Below are 23,709 nucleotides of genomic sequence, written 5' to 3' on the forward strand. Positions count from 1 at the left end.
TCGCTGCGGACACCTGATCATAGACACGGGCGATATTCATACCAAATCATTTTGCTCTGCCGGTTTGGTTGATCTGCTTATTGCGCTTTTAGAAACATCATAGGCAGGCGCGGCTGTCAGCAACGTCCGCGCTTGCTCAGTTAACCCATACCTTTCGACATATTCCAACAATGCAGTTTCCAGACGCAGGATTAGCTGGCAATGCTGGTCTATGCTCATGTCTCCCCCCCCAATGACTATCTCGATATTTGATAGAATTGGTTAAGATTAGGTTAATGGCAAAGAAGCGCTGAAAGGGTTAGGGATGAAACAGGCATTTGACAGAGATATTGAGCGAACAGAATTACTTAGCAGACTTTCGAACATATCATCCAAAAAGCGTAAAGACCTGATAGACGAGTATCGCAGACGGTCAGAAGCTGCGTTTGCCCCTGAGACCTTGAGAAATTACCGCTTGATAGTGCGCACCTTCACCGAATGGTGCTGCAACAACGGGCATAACGCGACACCCCCTATTGAACCTGCAACAGTGGCCGCATGGGTAGACGACATGGGTGGTAAGCTTGCTGCCAATACGATTGAAACCAGACTGTGGGGGATCGCTGAGCTGCATCGCTCGCAGTTTCTGCCGTCACCAACCCGTCATCGTCTCGTTGAGCTTGCCTTGAAGGGCGTGAAGCGCCGCTATGGCAGCGCGCAAAGGCAGGCCCCGCCACTTGGTAAGCGCGAAGTGCTCGCAGTCATCGCTAAGCTGGGTGATGAACGGCGCGACATTCGAGACAAAGCACTGCTGTGGCTGGCAACGGATACGTGGTGCAGAGCATCAGAGCTGGTCGCATTCAAAGTCCGTGATCTGCAGCGCCAAGATGACGGAAGCAGCTTAATGTTTGTGGCCCGCTCTAAGACTGACCAAAATGGCGAAGGATCATACGCATTTTTGTCAGCAAAAGGCTCACAGGCGGTCGTGCAATGGATCGAGCTGGCTGGCAGAAAAGCAGATGATCCAATTTTGACAAAGTCGCAACGTGGCGGAAAAGTTGTGCCCATGGACCCGGCGACAGTCTCACGCATTATAAAACGCTGCGTTGGTCGGCCAGACGTTTCAGCGCATAGTACCAGAGTGGGTGGTGTGCATGATGCGTTTCGTCTTGGCTGCGATCTTTCATCGATCATGGTCGCAGGTCGCTGGACGTCGCCAGAAATGCCAGCGCGCTATGGGCGACGTATCCTCGCTTCTCAGTCAGCGGCAGCAAAGGTGTCCGAGGCTTTTGACAAGAACGGCGGCTCGTCGATGCCAGAATAGCCACTGTGATCTATGCGCATTAAATAGAACGTAATTAGCTTTGCAAACAGGCGGCCCAGTGACTGCGGCGAGATTGCCCCATGCCTAGTTACGCAAAACTGGTCTTTGTAATGCCACCTCAGCTTTAGTCGGGTTAGCAGAAAGTGCAGCGGCTAAATTTACAACCACACGCCTGAACGACTTGGTTGGGAGGAATATCCCACGTTACCGCGCATAGCGCATAGTCAGCAGTGCTGCCCGCAGCAATGGCGAGTGCTGCAGGCCAGAATGATCATCAGGCAGAAAACAAAACTCAATCATGCTTCGTTGATGGCTTGAATTACGTGCTTGTCTAAACTGAACTTGGCTGGTGATGATGCTGTAGGTAGTCCAGCATTGTTTCCGCAGAGGAAACCGCCATGGGCACGCCTGGTGGATTGTCTCGTAGTCCCGGCTCAGCAAATAGCTTTGTGATTGCACCATTCTCGACCAGCATTGAATAACGCCAGCTACGCATGCCCAGGCCCTGTGTGGACCGATCAACCAACATGCCCATTTTGCGCGTGAACTCTGCATTGCCGTCGGGCAGCATGAACACCTTCTGTATATTTTGAGATTTGGCCCACTGGAACATGACAAAAGCATCATTCACAGCAACGCAGACAACGCTGTCAACGCCTTGTGCAGTAAACTGGTCATGGAGCCGCTCATAGCCGGGTAAGTGACTTTCTGAACAGGCTGGCGTGAACGCACCCGGCAAGGCAAAAACCACGACACGCTTTCCTGCGAACACATCACCGGTCGAAAGCTGTTTCCACTCAAACGGATTATCGCCTGCAATATCGGGATTGCGCACACGCGTATGGAATACGGCTTCTGGCACTGATTGTGGGGTCATCTTGCATCGCTCCGCATTGGTTCATCCGTTCTGTTTGATACCGCTGCTCTGAGCAGGTAAACAACCCCACAGCAATGCTGGTTCCTTTAATACTCCTCGGCCAGCATGATGGTGAGCACACGTGCTGTGACCGTGGTGTCCGTGGGATCGGGCGAATGCATTGAGAAGTCTAGATCGCAGTAATCCCACTTCCAGAATACATCCTTACCTGCATAGGTGATCTTGCCAAAGTCATGCTCACCATATGGATCATTGTCCGCTGTGAATGCGTCAAACGATTGCACAGCAGACAAGATTTGCGCTGTGGCATCCTCACCCAACATCTGAATGCCCTGCGTGACGACAACACGACAATCCATGAAGGAGCGCCGTGCTCTATCATTAAGTGCAGCTATTTTTGCCGCATCATCAGTCATTTGCTGAGGCTTTCGCTGCACCTGGCTTGATGCGTGGTTGCCGCTCCGCTATCTTGGCCAATACAGTATCCAGTTCACCTGCATTAGCTGCCGCAACAAAAGCATCGAGAACTGGCGCTACATCCTTGAGCGTTCTGACGAACACAGCATTATTGACCCCATCAGCTGCGATCACACGTGCGCCATAACGGCACTGCACATACCAACCCTGGTCTTGTTGAAAGAACCACGCACGAGCACGTCGCTGTGTTTTGACCAAGACCCGTTCGCCCTGATCATTTGTCATCCACTTTGACCGCTCAATCATGTGCTGTTCACCACGCACAGCTGCTGCAAATACAACCTTCTGTTCCTCAAGTGCAGCAATGACCTTGTCACGACGAGCAATCACCGGATCACGTGCAGTGGCTTTGGATACTGACTTGAATGTCAATTTTGCAAGATGTGTCATATGCTTAGCGCTTCCTATATACACCCATAACGCGAACATATGGTCAACGAAGTTAGTGGACGACCGGAAAGACGGGATGATCTGGCAGAAAGATTTGATCAGCGAAAGGCACGGTGTAAACCGAAGCAACGCCCATAAAAAAAGCGTCTAACGGTATAACCCGCTGACGCTGTGTTTTGGCCTATCGCCCCTATATAAAAACTTATCTCTTATGATAACTTTCATCTCACTTGATGCTGTGTCTTGCATTCAACGTTGTTTAACAACTTGAGCACCTCTTCACTTAATATACTGTTTTTATCTATTTTTCGTCTTCCACTTGATGTTTTTCATCTGTTCTCTTTGACTTTATGTTGTTTGAACATTTGCTCGTGAACAAGGATGTGCCAAGAAATTCATCTACGACACCATCCTGTTCGAGTTGTCTGATATGTTGCAGTGCGCAGGGGCCTAGCCACGCTGCTCTACGAGGTCTCCGTCGTCTGCCGCATACGCTGCCTGTTGTGCCTGTAATGCCTCATGTGCTTGCCTAAGCCAGATTGGGCTGGCTGCCCTTTCAATGCGCTTTTGCTGAGCGTCATGCTCGTATTTAGCCATTTCAGCCAAATCGATGCTGTGCCAACTGATCCCGTCCAACCATGTGGCGCTGCCCATGCGCCAATATTCGCGCGTGCAATACTCGGCAGCCTTCCATCTGTTGATAACCGGTGTGATCCAGTTTTTGGCCAAAGGCGCTGTTTGCGCGTGATGCTGCGCCCAGATCGCGTTCAGCACAGTACAGGTGCGTTCCGTGTTGGTGGTGGGGGATTTCAGAAGGAAATGAATATGAAAGTTATCGCTGTCGCTGCCCTCATGCGCAAAACACCAACGCGGCACACGCACACCCTGTCGCTCAGCGGCATGGCCAAAGAACACACGGTCTGCCCTGTTCCAGTAGCTGCGCAGCAGCTTGGTGGCTGAGGTTCTGCCGATGTGTCTGCCGTTGACGAACTTGAGCGTGCCAAACACGTCCCAGTCGTGCGCCAGCAGATTGTCGATCAAAGCTCTGCGTTCCTGTTTGCGCTGCGCATATGTCATGCACTTCCTCCTCGTGTATTTATCAACGAGGGGCAGATGCTGGCGACAACTTGGCGGTTCAGTTTATTTTTAGACCGGCAGTGTGGGTGGGGACAGCGCGATCATATGCCCTCATCTTGCAGTCTTTTGGGCCACACTCCATCGGCGGCAGCTCACTATAGCCATTAAGCACGTAGAGCTGGACCTCTTCATCAAGCTGATCCCACATACCAAAAAAGGCATTGCGCTCCTCAGATGTCATCTCTGTGGATGCTGCCTGAATGGCCTCGCTGAGATGCTGCGCCACACGATCTTCCATGTCGCCAAAACAGGCAGTTTCCCGACGCAGACAGCAGTCAACGGCCCTTAACACCTGCAACTCAGCTGCATAGAAAGGAGCCTGCGAGCGCCACAACACGGGCAGGCCTGATGCTTCGAGCAAATCAGCCACGTCATCATCAATCACGATGTTTACTTTCTGAGGCACAGCGCCCCTGTATATGCCCAGCCTGACCGCTATCGGTCAGACCACAAGTTCCGGCATTTTCTTTTGGATCACAGAAACCGCTGGTTGAAGGCTTCCGGCAACATCACAAAGCGAGGTCAGTTTTGTGAAATTCAACTCACCACCGTGATCCAGATATTCGCAGATAGCGCGGAGGTGCTTGATCAGCAAGGCGTGCCTATTCTTATCTTCAAACTGATCCGCGATCGAGGCTCCATAATGAAACCAAGGCGCATAAATTTGAAGCTCAGTGGCCAGAGCAGCAGCATTCGTGCGAAACACAGTCTCGGAAAATGCACCCAGCCTGATGCCTCGGACCGCTCCGTGTAAGTACATCATCAAGGAGTAGTGTTCGACGTCAGGCAGATCGATCTTACAATCAAACTCGACATAATCACATGAGTGATCAAAAATTTCTTTGGATGCATGTTTCTCAAAGATCGTCTTCAACGGTTCTGGAAACTCAATGCGGATTGACGTTGAGATAATCCCAGCCCTGCCACCGTGGTCCGGCAGATTGATAACAGTGAGACTGCCTTCATCCCAGACAATACAATTGCCAAAATCGTGACTTTGGAACACGTCAGCCTGAAATCCAGTTATCATAGATGTGTATGGATTGGGATCATCGTCGCTATAGGTAAAGCAGAACTCGGCATCTAAATTTATGATGCACATCCAATCACGGATCATTTGATCCAAGACCGCATTTAGCTTTATCACTCCAGTGCTGTGATTGTTCATTTCGAAACACCTCGCACGTAGTTTTCGAGATACTGAAACTGCTCATGTACAGACATTTGGTGCCATTGATCTGCAAAGACTGAGCCCGCTTCACGCGAGAGATTTTCGTGGATAGAGCGATCGATTGCATGAATGAGATCACTTTCAAGGTGGTCCAGCATGTCGTGGAACGGGTTCACCGCCTCATATTCATCCGCCAAGGTGCTTACAGCTTGGCGCTTATAAACAAGCTCGCGTACATCAGCGTTCATCACCTGCGAAAGCCCCTTTAGCTCCAACATCAATGTTTGCCTATCCATGATCGTTCTCCAGCATGGTGCAGATTTGGATTTGTTCATCTGCGGTGAGTGTGGGCCAACGTGCAGCAAAGGCACGGGCTTGGTTTTCGGCGAGGATCGCTTCAGCGAGCGGCACAAACTCTGCTTTTGGCGTGTTTGAGGTTTTGGCGGCAGTGATGACTTCGCGGAGCCCATAGAGCTCAAACAGCCGAAACTCTGTTCGCATATCCTTGGCATGCTCGGTCATGGCGTGCCCCCTGACGCTTGGTTCAGGATGCTGGCCACTGTGCGAGGCTGAGCGGAGGCTGCAGGGGCAAATTGCCGTGCGGCATCGACTTGCTCTTCGAGGTAATCGATAAAGTCGCGTGCATCGCCCGCAAAGTTTGCCATGAGCTGCTGCACAATTGTGGTCGTGACGTTTGCACCCTCAGCGGTCAGGATCGCTTGGGCACGCGGCACCCAATCCATAGGCGCGGGTTTTTTGACTTCCACACAGCGCAAGCGGCTCTGAAGGGCAGGCTTCAGCTTTTTGATGTAATTGGTGCTGGCAAGAAGCTGCACGCTCTTATGCTGTTCGATGAAGGTGCGGGTTTTGCCCGGCAAGGCATCCTCGATCTCATCGATTTCATCAGCCACAATGATTGCAGGCGTACCCACAGGCCACATCTGCATCTGGGCCATGTTCAGCATTTTGTCATAAATGCCTTTATTGGCATCCGCGCCGTTCACGGTGAAGTCCTTGCATTCAATGCCTGCTTGGGCAAACTGTGTTTCTGCGATCAAGCGCAGGGCTTCTGACTTACCCGTTCCGGGTGCGCCATAGAGCAACAGTGGCTTAGAGGGGCGGGAATGGGCATAGCGATCAATGATCGCGGCGACGGTAGGATCGGCAAAAACTAGGTCATGCACAGACCGTGGCCTGTGACGTTCAGCGAAGGTCATGGGGTATCCTTTCGGGGGGAAGAGGGCTTGCGCTGCGGGACGTATTTACTCACGCCCCGCAACGAAGTTGATCATTCGGCTGCTGTGATGGCAGAGTCCGTGATGCGCACCTTGTGCGACATTGACGCAAAGAGCTTGGGCGCGAAGGTTTTGACATCCTCTGTACGCCGCTTGGCAACATCAGCTGCTTCAAGACCTTTCTGATCATCCTGTGCTTTTTGATCGAGATACTTGCCCGATGCGATCAGCACCGTATCGATCACCTTGGCATCGTTGTTGCCAAACAGGAGATCACCCGTGCCATCAGGATTGCAGCGGATAAGACCAACAACATAGTCCTCATCATATTCGCTGTTGGGTTGGATAAATTCCGGCAGAGGAAAAGACGCGACTGGGATGCGGGCCATATTGAGGCCCATAACAGCCATTTGCTTGTAATCCTCGGCAGTCATCGTCTTGCCATCTTTGATCTTTGACGTGCGGCGCACTTCTTCAACACCACCGCATTCCTCAATGTAGCTGGTCAAAGATTGGTCAGCAGGCTTAAGATCATAGGCAATGCCCAAGATCTTGGCATAGGCCTGTTCACGGTTGCCCTCTTTCCCGAACACGTAGCGGATCACCTTCAATCCAAGGCTTGTGTTGGAGCGGGGCTTCATCGCGCGGTCAGTCAGCAAAGCATTCAACGTGCGGCGCTTGGCTGTGTCTTCCTTCATCTCCACGAAGACAGCGAAGCAACGCTCAAGAATTGCATAGAGCTCTTCATTGGCAGCTTTGAGTGACCCGTCTTCCCAGACCGCCCGTGCATGGGCAATCTGATCGAGGGTGGTCTCCAGCGTTTTGCGATAATCATTTTGAGACATGTGATGTCCTTTTACAGATTGAGCTTGATGTGGCGCAGAGCCACGCGGACAGCCAACAGCGGGCTGATCTGTTCAATCTGTTCGACAAATGCTGATCTGGGACTAACTGACGAACATGCAGAGCTTCATGGAGTCACGTCCAGATCATCAAGCATCTGGGTGTTTCTCCCAGTCTTCTTTTCAGTGCGCTCCCCCCAAAATACTTGCACATCAAAAGGTTCGAAGCGCCCCAACACCCCCCTATAAAGGAGCGCCAGGGTACAAATGCTCCGTTTACTATTATTGGTGGCGCTTTTTGCAGCTGAGCTCAAATTACGACCAAACCTGTAAACAAGGTGGCATAGGTCCCTGTTCAAAACTTTATGAAGATTTTGGCGATCTCTACAAAACAGGTTTCAATGAATGGTGGCAGGAACGGTGGCAAATCTTTGCTGAGCGGCCAGCAGTGACTATTGCAGATGGTCAATCTGCCACGGGTGACCCAGAAAGCCTTTTGACAATTCAGCTAGATTTGAGCCGTGGCAAAGACGCAGTCATGCGTTCTTTTGAGGCGCTGCATTTGCAAATCCATTACCCCGAACGTATCGCGACAACATCACGTTCTACAGCCCGTTATGCTGTGTTTTCGCGTCCCATTCTGATGACATTGCATCGTCAGCTGCAAATTTATAGACACAAGACCCGCGATCCAAATGCCACTGATGCTGAAATCGCAGACCGCGTTGGCATTACCGTAAACAATCGCCTCGAAGGTCTAACAGAGCGGCAACTGATCAAAGCTGGCATCTCAACAGATCAGCTTCATGCCAACATGCGCAGGGCGAAAAATCGCGTGGTTCAGCGCGACTATCGAATGGCGTGCAGTCTCATCAAGAACGCTGAGCAAGGGATATTCCCCAAAGCTGACACACGCTAGGCGTCAGTGCATCAGCGAGATTCCATCTATGCGCTAGCGATGAGAATCTAACATATTGATTCTAAATGATTAAAAATAGTAACACAGTGTTTTTAAACACTGTGTTCTTGAGAGTAAACTTAATCACTGTGTTCTGCGAAGTAAACGCGAACACTGTGTTTCACCTGTAAAGTGCCGCAGAAAATCACGATAGCAGGTCCCGTATAGACCGGCATGCCAAGACGCTTGCCACACTGTCATGGCATCGCTGCGATATCGGATAAATATTTGTGAACGTTGGATATTTAGGAGGCTACATGAGCGTAATGCTACTTGAACACATGAGAGATGAGCTGATTGGGAGCGGCGCTGTGCGTAACACGCCGGAGTTTTGTCGAGCATGGCTTGGACGCAGTGAGGGATATATTCGGACGCTGCGCAATCATGGCACTGGGCCTAGTGTGGAGACACTGGCCATCTGTGCCCACAAGCTTGGCCACTATGCCGATCGACTGCGTGGCAGTGGCAAGTGCGATCATGCTGCAATGGCTGCTCAGTTTGATCGGCTGAAATCGCTCTGTGACCAAGCCATTGCCCGTCAGGCTGAGGCTGTTTGGCGAGACCCAGAAAGGATGTCGGCATGACGATGTGTCCGAAATGGGTCCTGCTGGCCAAAAAATCTGCCGCGCGGAATTTTCTAGGCCAGTACTTTTCAAGTCAGGCTGGTGATTTGGCATCACCTAACATTTGGCAGGACACTGATGCTGGTCAGTGAGATCGTTGACGAGGCTGTTTGGAGATACCATCCAAAGCCTAAGCCTTTGCCCATCCCGACGCAAACAAAAGCCAAGGCTCGCCCCAAGCCAAAGCCGCGCCACAAACCACGCCCGTTTAGCGAACCCAAGCCTGATGATTTGAGCTGATGGCGTCTACGACACGCTGCATGGGCCCTGTGTGGGGTGGATGGTGGTCAATGCAGGTCCATAAGCGTTACACTTGGGTTGATGCAGCACGCGGCTCTTACAGCTATTCTCCACACATCCTTCGATTTTATCGCACAAAAACAATTTCTTGACTGATCCAGAAACAGGCTATGCTGCGATACTCAGTCTGCATGGTTAAGCAACACTGCCACGTTTTATTTTTTCTTTAATCTCATCTTCGTTCAGTGCCAATGGTTGGAAGGCAAACCCTTTTTGGCGCGCTGTTTGTTTTGCATGATCAATTTCATCGGGGAGTAATTGCTCAAGTGCATGCGTTACAGTGACATAGTTTTCCAGCATCTCTCTCAGCATAAGGGCGGGCCCCGATTTATCACCCGGCGCAAAGTCTTTTAAATGCCATCGCTGGACATCCAATTGCTCAATGATCCCTATCTCTTCTAGTTTTTTGAGCTTGCGGCGAACTGTCGCGCGATTGATTCCCGTGAACTGCGATATCTCATAAACTGACGTTGTATAGCCTTTGTGCTCATTGATTTGTCGAATGACATTATCAGACAAATTATGACGCTCAATGTATGCAAACCAATCTGGCCGGGTTCGCAATACGACTGCAAAACCAATCAATCCAAGGTCTAAATCGTTGCCCAAATACCTTGCGATGGTCTGGAGTGAACCATAGGTCAGCTTGGCTACTCCTAGAGCAACCAAATTCATTGTTTTTGGGTCTGTACTCAGCATGGCGTCGTTCCTTATGCGTTTTTATGTTCTACCGCCGTCGGATCCTTAGATAAGGCGGCCCATTGAAGTGAACAGGTTCACTTTGAACATGGCAAAAATTGCCATCTTTCGCCTGTGACTGCGCTCAAGCATTTGTCGAGAGGTAAGCCCAGCCAGCTACTGGGTAGTCTTCATGAACGACACAAGTGAGCCTATGCGTACCCAATTCAAAAACCGGTTTTTTTCCCTTGGGAGCCTCAAAAACACCTTGTCGGCTGGTGCGCAACAAGCGCAGATCAAGTCATCCAAGGAGGCTCATCAATCCATTGCGCGCAGCTTAACGGCTGTCTCGTTATTGCCATTGGCGGCTTGTGGCAGTGACTCAGACGACCCAACTCCGCAGCCGCCTGCAGACAAATTAGTAACCCAGGCTTTCGCCGTCGTTGAGACCTCGCCAGGCCTATGGCAAGTGGCGTCTAACTTTGGAGCGGTAGACATCACCCGCTCTGAAGCCAATCAAGGCCAGGCCACATTTACAGCGGCTCAATCAAGCACTGCCGCAACAGCTGCTCTTGAAGCGATCACTCAATTACAGGTGGACAGCGCAACATCACTTGATGTGGCGATTGCGGATCAGCAAACTGGTGCCGGCTTCAAACTCATTGGTAGTGGCGATGTAACTTTTACATCCGCAGCGCTGAGAGATGGTTTTGAAGACAACACGTCGGCTTTACTCAATGTAGAGCTGACAGGCGGCGATTTGATGTTTGATTTGCCGTCGGATGATAATGACACTTTAACACTGCTTACGGGCTCTACGATTACGTTGAATGGTGGGCGCCTCATCATTGATGATGGCACTGTAGATGCCTCCGCCGCAATTGTATCTGGTGTCACGCGCAGTGATGGTATCGTGCTGAACTCCAAGCTTGTGCTCACCGCTAGCCAAGCCAAAGAGCTGACAGACGCTGGTGTGTCGATTACGCGTGGCGAGACGGATGATCCGATTGAGGCTGAAGAGGTCTCTGTCGTTGAAATCATTGTAAAATCAGCTGAAGACATCGAAGCATTAGAAGAGCTGGCTTCTGGCAACGGGGAACGTCTTGGACTGTTGGTTGCGCAAAACACACGTGGTGAAACACCCAACCTCGCGATCGCGGTTGATCAGCAGTTCGAACAGGCAGAAGAAAATGCCAACGCTGTTGAGCGTGTCTTCGAAGTACTCGAAACAAAGAAGGAAGTGATTGAGCAAGCAACAGGTCGCTCGGAGGCCAATGGGACACTCACACTTCCAAAACGTGGTAACAACGGGTCTTCTGATGAAGATACCGAAACTGGTGGCGGCACCACATCGACAACACCTGCCACGCCCTCTGGCCCGACGGCACAAGAAATTGCCAATAGCAAGGCAGAGGGTATAGGCGGTTTTGACGGCACAGGTGACGCGCCAACCGGTCAAGACTATGAAGATGCGGGCATTCCCGGTGCTGGCGACTGGGGCAAGGAAGTCGCGGAGGCCGTCAATGAAGCCATTGCAGGCAAGGCTGGTAAAGGTAGCGGGCAAGGCGGCAAGCTCACTGCGGAAGAAGTGCGCGACACGGCAAAAGCTGTAGAAAAAATCAATGAGGCGGGCGGCGCAGGAAAAGACAGCCCGACGGCAGAAGATTATGAAGATGCTGGCGTCACTGGGGTGACCGAGGGCAATGTAGATGGCGTCAATGAGATAGTCGAAAATAGCAGTGATAAAGGGCTCACGCCTACTGAGCTGCAAGGCATTGTTGACGCACTAAACAAGATCAATGCGTACGACGGCACCAATGTCGCACCAACAATTGCAGATTATCGGACAGTTGACGTTGCAAACGTCACAGAGGCCCTTTTGGGAGCGATGAACGCGCGTGTTGCCGCGAGTGCGAACGACAATCTCAAACCCTCTGACCTTACAACGATTATTGGCGAGATCGCTGCGGCGTCGACTAAGATAAATGGCTATACTGGGACAGGCGCAGCACCTGTGACCGCAGATTACGAAGCATTGAGCATTACCGGTGTAACAGCAGAAAATGTAGCCGCTGTGAATGCAATGATTGCGGGCGATGCCAAAGCCGATAAAACGCCTGAAGAATTGCAAACTCTTGCGTCGCAAGCAGCCGATATTAGCGCACGGATCAATGCATATGCTGGTGGGTCAGAACGCGCGCCGTCCCTGCTAGATTATAGTGATATCGGTATTACCGGTGCGAGCGACGCAGCAGATTTAGCCGTTCTTAATGCAGCGGTGGCAGCAAGCAGCGATGATAATCTTACACCAGCTGAGCTGCAAACATTGGCTGATGCCGCATTTGCCGCGGCCGATAAAATTGAGGCATATGATGGTACTAACTCTGCGCCCGCTGCAGAGGACTACGCACTTCTTGGGATCACGGGAATAGGAACTGGATCAGGTCAAGTGGATCTGGCGACGGTAAATGGGGAGGTGGCCAATAAAGCGTCCTACACCCCCGACATCATCCAGACTTTGGTCAACAAAGCGAACACAGCAATCTCGAAAATACAAGGTTATGCAGGTGGCATTGAGCAAGTGCCCACAGAAGCTGATTACGATGCTTTGCTTGCAGATGACACGCTTGTTACAAGTAGCAATGTAGATCTAGTCAACGCAGCAATTGCTGCGAACGGGACCACCACCATCGATGCCGCTGGTGTGGAGACCATAGCCAAAGACGCGATAGCGTCGGCGGGGGTCATTAATGCTTACGCAGCCGATGCAACGAACACTGCGCCCTCACAGAGTGATTATGACAATCTTGGCATCACGGGTGTAACGACTGCCGACACGCTGGCTGCGGCAAATGCAGGGCTAGCCGATTACAGCATCACGGCGCTTAGCGTGGCCCACATGCAAACGCGTGTGGATGAAGCACTGCAATCGCAATCTACCATTAATCTCTATGCAGGTGGCGGTATTTTTGCACCGACGCAGGCTGACTATACCACGCTTGGTGTGAGTGGTATCGATAACGCGACCAAGCTTGGCTACGTAAATGCGGCGGTGGCTGAAGCGCGAGACGACTCCCTTGTTCCATCCGAGATGCAGACGATCGCGGATGCAGCAATTAAACTTAACCTCTTTGATGGCCAAACTGCTGTGCCAACGCCAGCAGATTATCTCGCGCTTGGGGTAGGCGGGGTGACAACGGCAACAATCAACGCTGTGAACGCAGCGCTTGCCGATAGCACAGATGCATTACTGACGCCTACCGAGATCCAAGCTATCGTTGCAGAGTCGGCCCTGACCATCATCAGCGTCACTGCCCCATCTGCTGGCGGCTATGTGACAGGTGACACGCTCACATTTACCGTCAACACATCCAACCCAACCTCGGTAAACACATCTGATGGGACGCCACGTCTTGAGCTGACCATAGGCAGTAACACTGAGTATGCTACCTTCGTAAGTGGCAGTGGCACAACCGGTCTGACCTTCAGCTACACTGTTAAGGCAAATGATGCTGACAGTGATGGCATTGAGGTAAATAGCCTAGCAGCCAACGGTGGCACCCTCAAAGATGCAGCGGGTAATAATCTCAATACAACCCTTAGCGCGATCAGTGATACATCCGCTGTCTTTATCGACACCCAAGCGCCAACAGCCACCATGAGTGCGGGTCAGGTTGCATCGGCAACTGGCACTATCACTGTTCAAAGTAACGAAGTTGGTACTGCCTATTTGGTTGAGAGCAGTGAAACAGTTACGACAGTCGCTGAGATCACAGCCCTTGCTGATGCAAAATTTAACAGCGCCCCGATCACTGCTGCCAACACAGACACGCAGATTGCAGTCAGTGGCTTGGGGAGTGGAACCTACAAGCTCTATGTAGCCGATGCTGCGGGCAATCTCTCTGCTGGAACTGCACAGACCGCCACCCTCGACACAACCGCGCCCGCTGCACCGGCATCTTTGTTAGAGCCAGACACCTCAATTCTTGCAGACGGGTATTGGAATGACAGCGAAGCTTCGGCCACCTTGCGTGTCAGTCTGCCAACATCTGGGGAGCTTGCCGTAGCTGGAGACACTGTAGAGCTATTGTTGGACAGTGGATCTTTTGCGACCGCAAAAACCGCGACACTCGGCGCAGGCGATATCACAAACGGCTACGTAGACTTCACTGTGGCCAAGGCTGATATGGGGTCGGATGGCAGCAAAACCCTCACCGCTACCATCACAGATGCGGCGGGCAACACCAGTTCCGCAAGCAGCGGTCTTACAACAAACCTCGACACAACCGCGCCTACAACACCTACTGTAGATAGTCTGACTGCAAGCACGCTGACCCCCACGATCACGGGTACAGCACCCATAGGCACAGGAGAAAGCCTCACAGTCATTGTAGGTGGCGCGACCTATGACGAGGTCGCTGTGAACGGCGGCACGTGGAGCATCGATCTGAGCACAGCTAGCGCTGATAGCGGCACGCTAAGTTTGGCAGATGGAAACACATATGACGTGCAGGCCACCGTTACAGATGCGGCAGGAAATAGCTCAGACGACACCTCAACTGACGAGCTCAGTGTGATCATGATAAAACAAGTTATTGATTTGGGATCAGGAAAAGGCCAGCTCATATCCCCCTATCAGCTCAATGATAATGGCACGACTAGAGTATTCTATGTTTGGGATGCTGATAATGATGGGAATATTGATGGCGATGACGCGATCAATAGTGGTGAACTAGCCTCTTTAACAGGTGTTTTTGGTACAGCACCGCTAAAAGGCTTTTACACTTTCAATTCTACAACATTCCAAGTCCCAACCTTAACAACAATGCAGGACATCGCCACAGACAGTGGTAGCGGAATGCCCGCTGCTAATTGGTTTAATATTCGATACTACTATGAAATGGATGCATTTGTAAAAAACACAAGCGGGCACTATCAGGGTATTGGTCTTACCGATGGAACATTAGGGCACACGAGCACCGGTTTAGCATATGTGTTTGAGGTTGACCCTTTTATACCTGTCGCTCCCAATCTGACCCAAAATGGATCTGAGCTTACGGCAACCGGTGAGGCTGGCGCCACACTGACACTGTTTGATGGTTCCACCGACATCACAACAAAGTTTAACATCGTTGAAAATAGTGGAACCTATTTCGCAACTGCCAAAGCTGGGGAGTTTGATGGAACCGAAACCCTGTCGATAACGGCGATACTGACCGATGCATTCGGGAATGAAAGCGAAGCGTCGTCAGCTGTTACTGGGGCTATTGATACAACGGGACCCGGAGTGGAAAGCGTGACGTTTTCCAAGCCAGCAGATAACTTTTTTACCACGGATGACACTATCGAAATATCAGCCAAGTTCGAGGATGATGTTACGGTAAATGCGTCAAACTCAAAGCTACTTCTGGAGATTGACGACAATGATGCAGCAAGCCCGGATACGGCCGAGGCGTCATTTTCGAGCTTTGATGCAGATAGTAACACAATCATTTATCAATACATTGTGCAACCTGGTGATCTGGACGCGGATGGCATTACCGCTACCGAGATTACGCTTGCTAATGGTGAGACTATTACAGGCGGTGGTCTTGCCGCAGATTTAACGTTTACATCGATCTCCGATAGCGATGCAGTAGTAAATGTCATCGATCTCGGTGAAGGCCGAGGCAACTTGATCGAGCCTATTTCTATGAACGGGTCCACGTTTTTCTTTTGGGACAAGAATGGAGACGGTGTGTCTGACACTAACGACCGAGCTGATTTGGCTGATGCTATATCTGCTGGTGTGATAGGGAACAATTTTGTGGGAAGCTTTGCGGGATCATCAAGCGAAGATTATAAAATACCGTCGGCTACGACTCTTGAAGCTGTTTTTGGTGGTGGCAACTCTGATATCAAAAATGCTTTCGTTGATGAGTATTCGTTGTGGCAGGCAAATGACATTTACTACTCTCAAACGGAGTCTAGCAGTGCGGGCAAGTACAAGGCCTATAAGCTTTACAGTGACACGTCATATTCATATGCCGCAGATAGCTCGCCCTCGACGCAACAGCTGGCAATCATAGTTGAGCTTCTTTGACTAATATCCTTACTTGTCAGTCATCGAATAATTTGAAGCAGCCGGCATGATTAACGATTGCAACAAGCAAATTTTAATTAATCTGTGTAGAAACGGCGCGCTGACTGCTTGCAATTATCGGAGATTAGGGAACCTTGATATTTATAATAAAAGAAGCAACAAAGATTTAATGACAAGCCGTAGGAGCAAAAAACCACGAATAGAGATAAAGATTCTAGATTTTGTTATTAATGCTCCAGCTAGATCAAGGTTTTGCTACAGTCAGTCTGAAACTAATACTTCTTGGTTATTGGTGGAATTCGTCGATCAGCTTTATAGGCTTGGCTACGTACACAAGGAGCAGCAGAAATGCGCAGTTGGGCGCAATCATTACTTTATAGTAAGAACGCTGAAGCCGTTGGATTAAATCGTTCAAGTCAGTTGTGATGTGATCATCCTGAGAGGATATATCTCTTTTTTGATGAGTTCTCATAATGGTAGGCAAGTGAAAAACTCCAATATTCTAACCAGAATTTTTCGAGTGACATTCGGTCTGACGATAAGTTCGTCTCAATAGGCCCGCTGAACAAGCATTTTTCGTCGTCAGCGCCGTGTGCAGTCGCGCAGACAGTGGGAACAAGGCGGTTCAAGCCGCGCAGCCGTCGTTTTAATGCTTTAAATAGCCCTGATTTCATTGTGACATTTCATGGTGTTGAACACATCAAAACTGAATAAAGTTATGTAAACGGATTTACGCGTTTTGATACACACCAGCAATTCATTGAAGTAAAACTATTAAAAATCAATAACTTAAGTAAGAGTATATTATTTGCAAATCCGTGTAGACCGGTTCGATTCCGGTACTCGCCTCCATCTAAACTTGGATGAATGACCTGACGGGCTGTGCCACGGCACGGATGCCCCGCCATGTCCTGCGCCGCTGTTTCGGTCGGATTCAGATTTATGGGATGGTAGGGTGAGAGGTTGGACAACGACCCAAGTGGGGCTCGTTATGGCTGCTTCCTTCCGGACCTGACCAGGTTGGCGAGGCACTCGCCCGCGCCAACCTCTCAAGCCACCACATAAGACAAGACCCGGCCAAGTGCAAGATGTCAGAGCGCCAGGCGGTACCGCGTGAAACCGTCACCCTGTGCCTCGGCCGCGCGCATGCGCGCGCTCAGGTGATGCCTGCCTTCGGGGGCAGAGATGAAATCGGCGAATGTCTTGGCCAGCGGCGCAAAGCGCCACGATTGCGGGACCCGCGTTTCAATCACGGCTTGGCGCTGCACGGCTTGTGTCAGGATGTCGCGGATCGGCTGGTCGGGCATGGCCAGTACATCCTGCATCGGGATCGCGGGGAAACCGCCGCCGCCAAAGGCGCGATAGCTATTGGCGACAACCGCGAAACATTGGTCTGGCCGGACCTTTTTGCCATGATAGCGCAGATTGGTGATCCGGGCGGCTTGTGGCGCGACAATGCGGCCTGTCGCATCATGCCGGGGCGGTTGTGTCAGGTCGATTGCATAGCTCAGCCCGTGAAACGCATCAAAGACATAGCCAGCGAAAGCGGGGTTCAGTAAAGGTTGGTCCGCCCTGCCGGGGGCGATCTGATGATAGCCTGACACCGCCTGTTCTAGCCAATCCTGCAAGTCTGCGCCGCTGCGCCGGGCGATCACCGGCGTGTCGGCATAAGGATAGATTGCGCAGATATCGCGGCGCGTGATCGGCCCCGGCGGGATGGAAACGTAACATGCCGGCCCGTCCAAGCCCCCCGAGCGGACCGGCGATACTGCTGCGATGATCGGCAATCCACCATCCGGCAGGATCGATTCGGCATAGGCGATCAGCGCCTGCCCAAGGAGATAGCCGGGCAAATCGGGGCTGATGCGTGCGAAATAACTGTGGATCGGCACCGATGTGCGGGCGATGGGCTGCCTGATCTGCCGCAATGTCGCCTGATGGGCCTTTTGCACGGCTGCCAAGATCTTTTGGCTGACCTCGCTGACCGTGCGGGCGGGGGCGGCGGGCAGGACCGCGCTTGCATGGTCGGTGACATGCCAGCCATCCGCAGCGCGGCGCAGCCTCAGGGTGATCTTTCCCAATGCCTGCCCGTGAAAGCCTGCGCCGACCGCCGGTTTGCCGTGGATCCGCCCGGCGACCGGATCGACAAAAGGCGTGGCCGGATGTGCGGCCCCCGGAAAGACCTGATGGGTATGGCCGGTCAGGATCGCATCAATGCCCGGCACCGCCGCCAGCGGCACGGCGGCATTTTCCATACCGTCACGATGGTCTGCCGCACCGATGCCTGCGTGACACAGGGCGATGATGATATCCGCCCCGGCGGCCTTGATCTGCGGCACGATGTCTTGCGCTGCCGCGACGATATCGCAAGTGGCGATCGTATCGCCCAGCTTGACCCGGTCCCACCGGGTGACCTGGGGTGGCACGAAGCCGACAACGCCGATCCGCAGGGGATGGTCGCGGCCATCATCACAGCGGATCACCCGGTCGAGCAGGGCAAAGCGCCGCGCGATTGGCGGCTGATCGCGCCAGTCGATATTGGCACAGACCACCGGGCAAGAGGCATCCCGCAGAACCTGTCGCAGAAACGCCAGCCCGTAATTGAATTCATGATTGCCAAGCGTGATCGCATCATAGCCCAGCGCCGCAAAGGCCGCCATCATCGGATGCGCTGTGCCCGCCATGCCCGCCTGCGCCAAAGTATCGGCCAGCGGATTGCCTTGCAGGAAGTCACCATTGTCGAAAAGCAGCGTCAGCGCCGAAGGATCGGCCCGCAAAGCGGTGATCTGGTCTGCCAGCTGCACCAGCCCTCCGGTCGGCTCGGCGCGGTCGGCAAAGTAATCATAAGGCAGGATCCGCATATGCAGATCGGTGGTCGCCAAAATGCGCAAAGTGCCGTGACAGGCGTTCTGCCTGCTTGCCGACGCTATAGACCCCCTCGTCACCATGGCGCAACCATAGAGAGAAATTTTGTCATGGCCACAGCCTGCGGCCGGAAAAGTTTGAACTCTGCCCAGAGCCGTGTCATTTCGACCCGATGATGATCTCTGAAACAGTCACTTTTGGCGGCTCTGGGCTGGACCGGGCAGCGCATTTGCGGGGCGATCCGGCGATGGCTATGGCGCAGGGCGGGGCGCGCGCGATCCTGCTGTGGCGCGGCAAGCCGATGGTGATGGATGACGCTCTGGTGCAGGTGCCGCTGGATCATCCGGTGATGGCCGATACCGCGCCGGGGCTAATCTTGTTGGGGCGCGATGATGCCGGTCCGGTCTTTGCTGCGGATCTGTCGGGCTGGACGCCGCCCGATCTGGATATCACGCATCTGGACACATTCCTTGATCCTTCCGAGCAAAAGCATCCGGCCATGCCTGCAGATGCCGGTTTTTCCGAATTGCGCGCCATCATGACGCGGCTGACCCCGCGTGATGCCGAACTGGCGGTGACCGCCAAGGCGGTGCTGGGCTGGCACGAGACGCATGGCTTTTGCGCCAGATGCGGCACGCAAAGCGTGATCGCGATGGCGGGCTGGCAGCGCGATTGCCCGGCCTGTGGCGCGCATCATTTCCCGCGCACCGACCCTGTGGTCATCATGTTGATCACGCATGGCAATGATGTGCTGGTCGGCCGCTCGCCCGGCTGGCCCGAGGGCATGTATTCCCTGCTGGCCGGTTTCGTCGAACCCGGCGAGACGATCGAGGCCGCCGTGCGCCGCGAAGTGCTGGAAGAGGCGGGCATCCGCGTCGGGGCCGTGCGCTATCTGGCCAGCCAGCCCTGGCCGTTTCCGGCATCGCTGATGCTGGGCTGCGCCGGCGCGGCGCTGGACCAGGACCTGCGCATCGACCGCACCGAGATCGAGGATGCGCTTTGGGTCAGCCGCGAGGATATGGCGCTGTCTTTCGCGGGATTGCACCCAAGGCTCAAATCCGCGCGCAAAGGGGCGATCGCGCATTTCCTGATCGAAAACTGGCTGGCCGACCGCAGCTATGACGGGCCGGCCGACGCGTCTTGATGCCCGCAATGGGGCCGCTGCAAGGTGGTGGATCATGCCCCCTGCATGATTGATGATGACGGCCAGACCTGCTAGCCCGCTGCCGTTTCATGGCGACGGGCGGCGGCGGGATAGGTGCCCATCACCAGCAGGTGATCGGTGAAATAGCGCAATTCCTCCAATGCCAGCTGGACATTGCGATCCTCGGGATGGCCTTCGATTTCGGCATAGAACTGGGTTGCGGTGAACTGCCCGCCGACCATGTAGCTTTCCAGCTTGGTCATGTTCACGCCATTGGTCGCAAAACCGCCCATCGCCTTGTAAAGAGCGGCCGGAATATTGCGCACGCGGAACACAAAGCTGGTCACCATGCCGTAATCGCCGCGCCGGGTGGTATCGGCGTCGCGCGCCATGATCAAAAAGCGCGTGGTATTGCGGTCGTGATCCTCGATATGGCGGGCCAGAACCTGCAAACCATAGATTTGCGCCGCCAGTTCCGAGGCCAGCGCCGCAATGGTGTTATCCGTCCCCTGCGCCACTTCGCGCGCGGCGCGGGCATTATCGGTGCTGGTGTGGCCGGTGATTGCGTGGTCGCGCAGAAAACCCGTACATTGCGGCAAGATGACAGGATGGCCGACCGCGACCTTGATATCGGACAATTTTGCATCGGGTCTTGCCAGCAGATTGACATGCACCCGCACAAAGGTTTCGTCAACGATATGCAGCCCGCTTTCAGGCAGCAGCGAATGGACATCCGCGACCCGGCCATAGGTGGAATTCTCGACCGCGATCATGCCCAGATCGGCATCGCCATTGCGCACGGCGGCGATTGCATCCTCGAAAGTGGTGCAGGGCAGGGGGGTGTAATCGGGGCGGGCGCTGGCGCAGGCTTCGTGGCCATAGGCCCCCAATTCCCCCTGAAAGGCGATTTTGCGCGACATGATTGTGTCCTCCGGACGGCAAAGGCCAAAAATGGGCATTTCGTCGCGCCACTATACCTTGCAACGGCGGGGGGGAAGCGGATACACGTCTGCAGACTTTGAACTCTGGATGGACCGCGACATGTTCGACACAATGACAATCACCAAAGCCGTTGGTGCGCTCTGCGCGACTTTGCTTGTTTACCTATTGGGTGCGTGGCTTGCATCGTCGATCTATTTCGGCGGCGGGCATGGATATGGCGAGCAGGCCTATATCATCCCCGTTGAAGATGCCGAAGGCGCGCCGGAAGAAGCCGTCGAAGAAATCGATTTCGCGGTGGTCATGGCCTCGGCCAGCGCTGCGGATGGTGAAACATTGTGGCGCAATTGCCGCGCCTGTCATGTGCTGGAACCCGGCGTGCATGGCACAGGTCCGGCGCTGCACGGTGTCGTGGGCCGTCCCGTGCAATTCTATGACAATTTTTCCTATTCGGGCGCGCTGATCGCGGCGGCCGAAGTCTGGACCCCCGAGGCGCTGAACGGCTTTCTGGAAAACCCCCGCGGTTATGCCCCCGGCACCTCGATGGGGTATAACGGGATGCGGTCGATTGATGACCGCGCGAACCTGATCGCCTATCTGGCCACATTCGAGTGATCGCGCCAGCCATTTGATCAAGGGCCGCCCCGCTGGGCGGCCTTTTTTGTTGCGGGTGGCGGATGAACACGGCGCGATCACGCATTCTCAACTTGAATCTTTGCCGTTTCGCGCCGTAGCCTTATTTCAGTCAAAAGGCTTGTCGCAACTGGAGTTCACGATGTCTCAGCGCCCCAAGGTTCACGCTATGGCCCGACCCGATGCCGCAGGGCGGCTGCCTTTCTGGGCCATGGGGTCGCTTGCAGCGCTGCTGTTGCTGGGCGCCTATGAGGTAACGGCGCAGACCGCCCCCGCGGTGATCGTGTCGCATGGGTTCAACGAATATGGCGATCTGAAATATCCCGCCGATTTCGCGCATCTGGATTATGTGAACCCCGCAGCCCCCAAGGGCGGTGAGATCAGCATTTCCGCCGATGGATCATTCGACAGCATGAACCCTTTTGCGACCCTGTCGGGCACGCCGGGCAGCTTGTCCTCGGTCATGTATGAACGGATGATGGACAGCACCGATGACGAGGTCGGGTCTTATTACTGCCTGCTTTGCACGACACTGGAATATCCCGCCGACCAGTCTTGGGTCATCTTCAACCTGCGCGATGATGTGACCTTTTCGGATGGCACGCCGATGACAGCGCAGGACGTGGTCTTTACCCATAACCTGTTTGCCGAACAGGGCACGCCGTCGTTCCGTGCGGGGATCACCGCACTGGTGACAGGGGCAGAGGCGCTGGATGATCACACCGTCAAATTCACCTTCAACCCCGACTCGCCGCGCCGTGGCCGGGTCAGCCAGATGGCCAATACCCTTGTCATGCCGCAAGCCTGGTTCGCGCAAACCGGCGCGCGACTGGATGAAAGCCGTTTGGAAACCGCCCCCGGCACCGGCCCCTATATGGTCGGCAGCGTCGATCCGGGCCGCCAGATCATCTATCGCCGCAACCCCGATTACTGGGGGCAAACCCATCCGATCAATATCGGGCGCGCCAATTTCGACGCGATCCGTGTGGAATATTTCGCCGATAGTTCCGCCGCCTTCGAGGCGTTCAAGGCGGGTGAATTCACCTTCCGGCGCGAAAATTCCTCGATCAATTGGGCGACATCTTATGATTTTCCCGCGATCCGCAATGGCTGGGTCGTGCGGGAAACGCTGGCGGATGGCACTTTGCCCGCCGCCACCGGATTCGTGTTCAACCTGCGCCGTGACAAGTTTCAGGACCGCAACCTGCGCTTGGCGCTGGGGTTGATGTATAATTTCACCTGGACCAACGATAATCTGCAATATGGGCTGTTCCAGCAGCGCAACAGTTTTTGGGAAAATGACCGGCTGCGCGCGACCGGCCTGCCCCAAGGGCGCGAGCTGGAAATGCTCGACAGCGTGCGCGCCATGCTGCCAGAGGTGATTTTCACCGAAGACGCCTTTATGCCCCATAGCAGCGGCGACCGCCCGCTGGACCGCAGCAACCTGCGCCGGGCGCTCGATCTGATGGAACAGGCGGGCTATACGCCGGGCAATGATGGGCTGTTGCGCGATGCCGAGGGGCGCACATTGGACATCGATTTTCTGGAAACGCGTCAAGCCTTTGACCGGATCATCACGCCCTATATCGAAAATCTGCAACGTCTGGGCGTGAATGCGACCTATAACCGCGTCGATCCGCCCCAATATCAGGCGCGCACGCAATCCAATGATTTCGACATGATCTTTGGCGGCTATAACGCCGGCCTGCAAGAAGGGACCGGACTGACCCAGCGCTACGGCTGCGAAGACCGCGATGATGTGTTCAACCCTGCGGGTTTCTGTCTGGAGGCTGTCGATGCTTTGGCGGAATTCGTGATCAACGCCAGCGATTATGACGAAATGGCCGCCGGGGTCCGCGCCATCGACCGCGTGATGCGGCACGCATATTTCATGGTCCCGACATGGTATCTGGGTGCGAATTGGGTCGCTTATTTCGACATGTATGAATATCCCGAAAACCTGCCGGAATTCGGTCTGGGGCATCTGGATTACTGGTGGTTCAATCAAGACAAGGCCGATGCCTTGATCGCCGCCGGCGCTTTGCGGTAAGGCAG

The 23,709-nt window shown here is 53.7% G+C and carries 21 protein-coding genes and 1 other RNA gene; 7 read left to right on the forward strand and 15 right to left on the reverse strand.

Annotated elements, in window-relative coordinates:
• Window positions 1-36 precede the first annotated feature (36 nt).
• Window positions 37-219: a hypothetical protein gene (locus LOKVESSMR4R_RS20015; RefSeq protein ID WP_157898108.1), complete on the reverse strand. Its 183-nt coding sequence runs from the start codon at window positions 217-219 to the stop codon at window positions 37-39.
• Window positions 220-304: 85 nt separating this feature from the next.
• Here LOKVESSMR4R_RS20015 and LOKVESSMR4R_RS03545 point away from each other — a divergent pair, with 85 nt between their 5' ends.
• On the forward strand, window positions 305-1,303 hold the full coding sequence (locus LOKVESSMR4R_RS03545) for a tyrosine-type recombinase/integrase (protein ID WP_087206336.1): 999 nt from the start codon (window positions 305-307) through the stop codon (window positions 1,301-1,303).
• A 331-nt stretch (window positions 1,304-1,634) separates the two neighbouring features.
• Here the strand turns inward: LOKVESSMR4R_RS03545 and LOKVESSMR4R_RS03550 are convergent, their stop codons facing one another.
• From LOKVESSMR4R_RS03550 to LOKVESSMR4R_RS03595, 10 genes are all read right to left on the reverse strand, one after another.
• Window positions 1,635-2,180 carry a peroxiredoxin gene (locus tag LOKVESSMR4R_RS03550; RefSeq protein ID WP_087206337.1) on the reverse strand — a complete coding sequence of 182 codons (546 nt, stop codon included), beginning with the start codon at window positions 2,178-2,180 and terminating at the stop codon, window positions 1,635-1,637.
• Window positions 2,181-2,266: 86 nt separating this feature from the next.
• A complete protein-coding gene (locus LOKVESSMR4R_RS03555) occupies window positions 2,267-2,596 on the reverse strand; it encodes a DUF3768 domain-containing protein (RefSeq protein WP_237331894.1) in 330 nt (109 codons plus the stop codon).
• Window positions 2,589-3,047, reverse strand: a complete 459-nt coding sequence (locus LOKVESSMR4R_RS03560) for a DUF6641 family protein (RefSeq protein ID WP_087212527.1) — start codon at window positions 3,045-3,047, stop codon at window positions 2,589-2,591. Before LOKVESSMR4R_RS03560 ends, LOKVESSMR4R_RS03555 begins: the two co-directional genes overlap by 8 nt.
• A 450-nt stretch (window positions 3,048-3,497) precedes the next feature.
• Entirely contained in the window at window positions 3,498-4,124 is a 627-nt protein-coding gene (locus LOKVESSMR4R_RS03565; RefSeq protein ID WP_087206339.1) for a hypothetical protein, read from the reverse strand.
• A 58-nt stretch (window positions 4,125-4,182) separates the two neighbouring features.
• A complete protein-coding gene (locus tag LOKVESSMR4R_RS03570) occupies window positions 4,183-4,569 on the reverse strand; it encodes a hypothetical protein (RefSeq protein ID WP_157898109.1) in 387 nt (128 codons plus the stop codon).
• Between the two features lie 57 nt (window positions 4,570-4,626).
• Window positions 4,627-5,352 (reverse strand): hypothetical protein, encoded by a 726-nt coding sequence (locus LOKVESSMR4R_RS03575; protein WP_087206341.1) that lies wholly within the window; start codon window positions 5,350-5,352, stop codon window positions 4,627-4,629.
• Entirely contained in the window at window positions 5,349-5,651 is a 303-nt protein-coding gene (locus tag LOKVESSMR4R_RS03580) for a hypothetical protein (protein ID WP_087206342.1), read from the reverse strand. The genes LOKVESSMR4R_RS03575 and LOKVESSMR4R_RS03580 overlap by 4 nt, the downstream gene beginning before the upstream one ends.
• Window positions 5,644-5,877 (reverse strand): hypothetical protein, encoded by a 234-nt coding sequence (locus LOKVESSMR4R_RS03585; RefSeq protein WP_087206343.1) that lies wholly within the window; start codon window positions 5,875-5,877, stop codon window positions 5,644-5,646. The genes LOKVESSMR4R_RS03580 and LOKVESSMR4R_RS03585 overlap by 8 nt, the downstream gene beginning before the upstream one ends.
• Window positions 5,874-6,572: an AAA family ATPase gene (locus LOKVESSMR4R_RS03590; RefSeq protein ID WP_087206344.1), complete on the reverse strand. Its 699-nt coding sequence runs from the start codon at window positions 6,570-6,572 to the stop codon at window positions 5,874-5,876. The genes LOKVESSMR4R_RS03585 and LOKVESSMR4R_RS03590 overlap by 4 nt, the downstream gene beginning before the upstream one ends.
• A gap of 71 nt (window positions 6,573-6,643) precedes the next feature.
• Entirely contained in the window at window positions 6,644-7,435 is a 792-nt protein-coding gene (locus tag LOKVESSMR4R_RS03595; protein ID WP_087206345.1) for a hypothetical protein, read from the reverse strand.
• Window positions 7,436-7,550: 115 nt separating this feature from the next.
• On the opposite strand from LOKVESSMR4R_RS03595, the gene LOKVESSMR4R_RS20020 reads away from it, so the two are divergent.
• Entirely contained in the window at window positions 7,551-8,351 is an 801-nt protein-coding gene (locus tag LOKVESSMR4R_RS20020) for a winged helix-turn-helix domain-containing protein (protein ID WP_157898110.1), read from the forward strand.
• Between the two features lie 320 nt (window positions 8,352-8,671).
• Window positions 8,672-8,974 carry a DUF6626 family protein gene (locus tag LOKVESSMR4R_RS20775; protein WP_420645905.1) on the forward strand — a complete coding sequence of 101 codons (303 nt, stop codon included), beginning with the start codon at window positions 8,672-8,674 and terminating at the stop codon, window positions 8,972-8,974.
• 474 nt (window positions 8,975-9,448) lie between these two features.
• Here the strand turns inward: LOKVESSMR4R_RS20775 and LOKVESSMR4R_RS03610 are convergent, their stop codons facing one another.
• The gene (locus LOKVESSMR4R_RS03610) at window positions 9,449-10,012 is read right to left on the reverse strand and encodes an HTH domain-containing protein (protein WP_087206348.1); all 564 of its coding nucleotides are present in this window, start codon (window positions 10,010-10,012) and stop codon (window positions 9,449-9,451) included.
• Window positions 10,013-10,184: 172 nt separating this feature from the next.
• Here LOKVESSMR4R_RS03610 and LOKVESSMR4R_RS03615 point away from each other — a divergent pair, with 172 nt between their 5' ends.
• A complete protein-coding gene (locus tag LOKVESSMR4R_RS03615; RefSeq protein WP_157898111.1) occupies window positions 10,185-16,073 on the forward strand; it encodes a beta strand repeat-containing protein in 5,889 nt (1,962 codons plus the stop codon).
• A 953-nt stretch (window positions 16,074-17,026) separates the two neighbouring features.
• On the opposite strand, the gene ffs is transcribed toward LOKVESSMR4R_RS03615, so the two are convergent.
• Window positions 17,027-17,125: signal recognition particle sRNA small type (ffs, locus tag LOKVESSMR4R_RS03625), an RNA gene on the reverse strand.
• A 39-nt stretch (window positions 17,126-17,164) separates the two neighbouring features.
• A complete protein-coding gene (locus tag LOKVESSMR4R_RS03630; protein ID WP_257790136.1) occupies window positions 17,165-19,021 on the reverse strand; it encodes a bifunctional 2',3'-cyclic-nucleotide 2'-phosphodiesterase/3'-nucleotidase in 1,857 nt (618 codons plus the stop codon).
• Window positions 19,022-19,110: 89 nt separating this feature from the next.
• Here LOKVESSMR4R_RS03630 and nudC point away from each other — a divergent pair, with 89 nt between their 5' ends.
• On the forward strand, window positions 19,111-20,082 hold the full coding sequence (nudC, locus tag LOKVESSMR4R_RS03635; RefSeq protein ID WP_087206351.1) for an NAD(+) diphosphatase: 972 nt from the start codon (window positions 19,111-19,113) through the stop codon (window positions 20,080-20,082).
• A 71-nt stretch (window positions 20,083-20,153) separates the two neighbouring features.
• On the opposite strand, the gene LOKVESSMR4R_RS03640 is transcribed toward nudC, so the two are convergent.
• Window positions 20,154-21,002 carry a prephenate dehydratase gene (locus tag LOKVESSMR4R_RS03640; protein WP_087206352.1) on the reverse strand — a complete coding sequence of 283 codons (849 nt, stop codon included), beginning with the start codon at window positions 21,000-21,002 and terminating at the stop codon, window positions 20,154-20,156.
• A gap of 121 nt (window positions 21,003-21,123) precedes the next feature.
• On the opposite strand from LOKVESSMR4R_RS03640, the gene LOKVESSMR4R_RS03645 reads away from it, so the two are divergent.
• Together LOKVESSMR4R_RS03645 and LOKVESSMR4R_RS03650 are read left to right on the forward strand one after the other, a co-directional pair.
• The gene (locus tag LOKVESSMR4R_RS03645) at window positions 21,124-21,636 is read left to right on the forward strand and encodes a c-type cytochrome (protein WP_087212533.1); all 513 of its coding nucleotides are present in this window, start codon (window positions 21,124-21,126) and stop codon (window positions 21,634-21,636) included.
• Window positions 21,637-21,823: 187 nt separating this feature from the next.
• On the forward strand, window positions 21,824-23,704 hold the full coding sequence (locus tag LOKVESSMR4R_RS03650) for an extracellular solute-binding protein (protein WP_237331896.1): 1,881 nt from the start codon (window positions 21,824-21,826) through the stop codon (window positions 23,702-23,704).
• Window positions 23,705-23,709: the final 5 nt, after the last annotated feature.

This window comes from Yoonia vestfoldensis (assembly GCF_002158905.1).
Classification (GTDB): Bacteria; Pseudomonadota; Alphaproteobacteria; order Rhodobacterales; family Rhodobacteraceae; genus Yoonia; species Yoonia vestfoldensis_B.

What these genes read in the sequence shown, in the direction of transcription:
- LOKVESSMR4R_RS03645 (WP_087212533.1), top strand. Translation starts at nt 21,124, where the DNA reads ATGTTCGACACAATGACAATCACCAAAGCCGTTGGTGCGCTCTGCGCG.
- LOKVESSMR4R_RS20015 (WP_157898108.1), bottom strand. Translation starts at nt 219, where the DNA reads ATGAGCATAGACCAGCATTGCCAGCTAATCCTGCGTCTGGAAACTGCA.
- nudC (WP_087206351.1), top strand. Translation starts at nt 19,111, where the DNA reads ATGATGATCTCTGAAACAGTCACTTTTGGCGGCTCTGGGCTGGACCGG.
- LOKVESSMR4R_RS20775 (WP_420645905.1), top strand. Translation starts at nt 8,672, where the DNA reads ATGAGAGATGAGCTGATTGGGAGCGGCGCTGTGCGTAACACGCCGGAG.
- LOKVESSMR4R_RS03560 (WP_087212527.1), bottom strand. Translation starts at nt 3,047, where the DNA reads ATGACACATCTTGCAAAATTGACATTCAAGTCAGTATCCAAAGCCACT.
- LOKVESSMR4R_RS03575 (WP_087206341.1), bottom strand. Translation starts at nt 5,352, where the DNA reads ATGAACAATCACAGCACTGGAGTGATAAAGCTAAATGCGGTCTTGGAT.
- LOKVESSMR4R_RS03615 (WP_157898111.1), top strand. Translation starts at nt 10,185, where the DNA reads ATGAACGACACAAGTGAGCCTATGCGTACCCAATTCAAAAACCGGTTT.
- LOKVESSMR4R_RS03545 (WP_087206336.1), top strand. Translation starts at nt 305, where the DNA reads ATGAAACAGGCATTTGACAGAGATATTGAGCGAACAGAATTACTTAGC.
- LOKVESSMR4R_RS03550 (WP_087206337.1), bottom strand. Translation starts at nt 2,180, where the DNA reads ATGACCCCACAATCAGTGCCAGAAGCCGTATTCCATACGCGTGTGCGC.
- LOKVESSMR4R_RS03555 (WP_237331894.1), bottom strand. Translation starts at nt 2,596, where the DNA reads ATGACTGATGATGCGGCAAAAATAGCTGCACTTAATGATAGAGCACGG.
- LOKVESSMR4R_RS03590 (WP_087206344.1), bottom strand. Translation starts at nt 6,572, where the DNA reads ATGACCTTCGCTGAACGTCACAGGCCACGGTCTGTGCATGACCTAGTT.
- LOKVESSMR4R_RS03585 (WP_087206343.1), bottom strand. Translation starts at nt 5,877, where the DNA reads ATGACCGAGCATGCCAAGGATATGCGAACAGAGTTTCGGCTGTTTGAG.
- LOKVESSMR4R_RS03595 (WP_087206345.1), bottom strand. Translation starts at nt 7,435, where the DNA reads ATGTCTCAAAATGATTATCGCAAAACGCTGGAGACCACCCTCGATCAG.
- LOKVESSMR4R_RS03610 (WP_087206348.1), bottom strand. Translation starts at nt 10,012, where the DNA reads ATGCTGAGTACAGACCCAAAAACAATGAATTTGGTTGCTCTAGGAGTA.
- LOKVESSMR4R_RS03565 (WP_087206339.1), bottom strand. Translation starts at nt 4,124, where the DNA reads ATGACATATGCGCAGCGCAAACAGGAACGCAGAGCTTTGATCGACAAT.
- LOKVESSMR4R_RS03630 (WP_257790136.1), bottom strand. Translation starts at nt 19,021, where the DNA reads ATGGTGACGAGGGGGTCTATAGCGTCGGCAAGCAGGCAGAACGCCTGT.
- LOKVESSMR4R_RS03640 (WP_087206352.1), bottom strand. Translation starts at nt 21,002, where the DNA reads ATGTCGCGCAAAATCGCCTTTCAGGGGGAATTGGGGGCCTATGGCCAC.
- LOKVESSMR4R_RS03650 (WP_237331896.1), top strand. Translation starts at nt 21,824, where the DNA reads ATGGCCCGACCCGATGCCGCAGGGCGGCTGCCTTTCTGGGCCATGGGG.
- LOKVESSMR4R_RS20020 (WP_157898110.1), top strand. Translation starts at nt 7,551, where the DNA reads ATGCAGAGCTTCATGGAGTCACGTCCAGATCATCAAGCATCTGGGTGT.
- LOKVESSMR4R_RS03580 (WP_087206342.1), bottom strand. Translation starts at nt 5,651, where the DNA reads ATGGATAGGCAAACATTGATGTTGGAGCTAAAGGGGCTTTCGCAGGTG.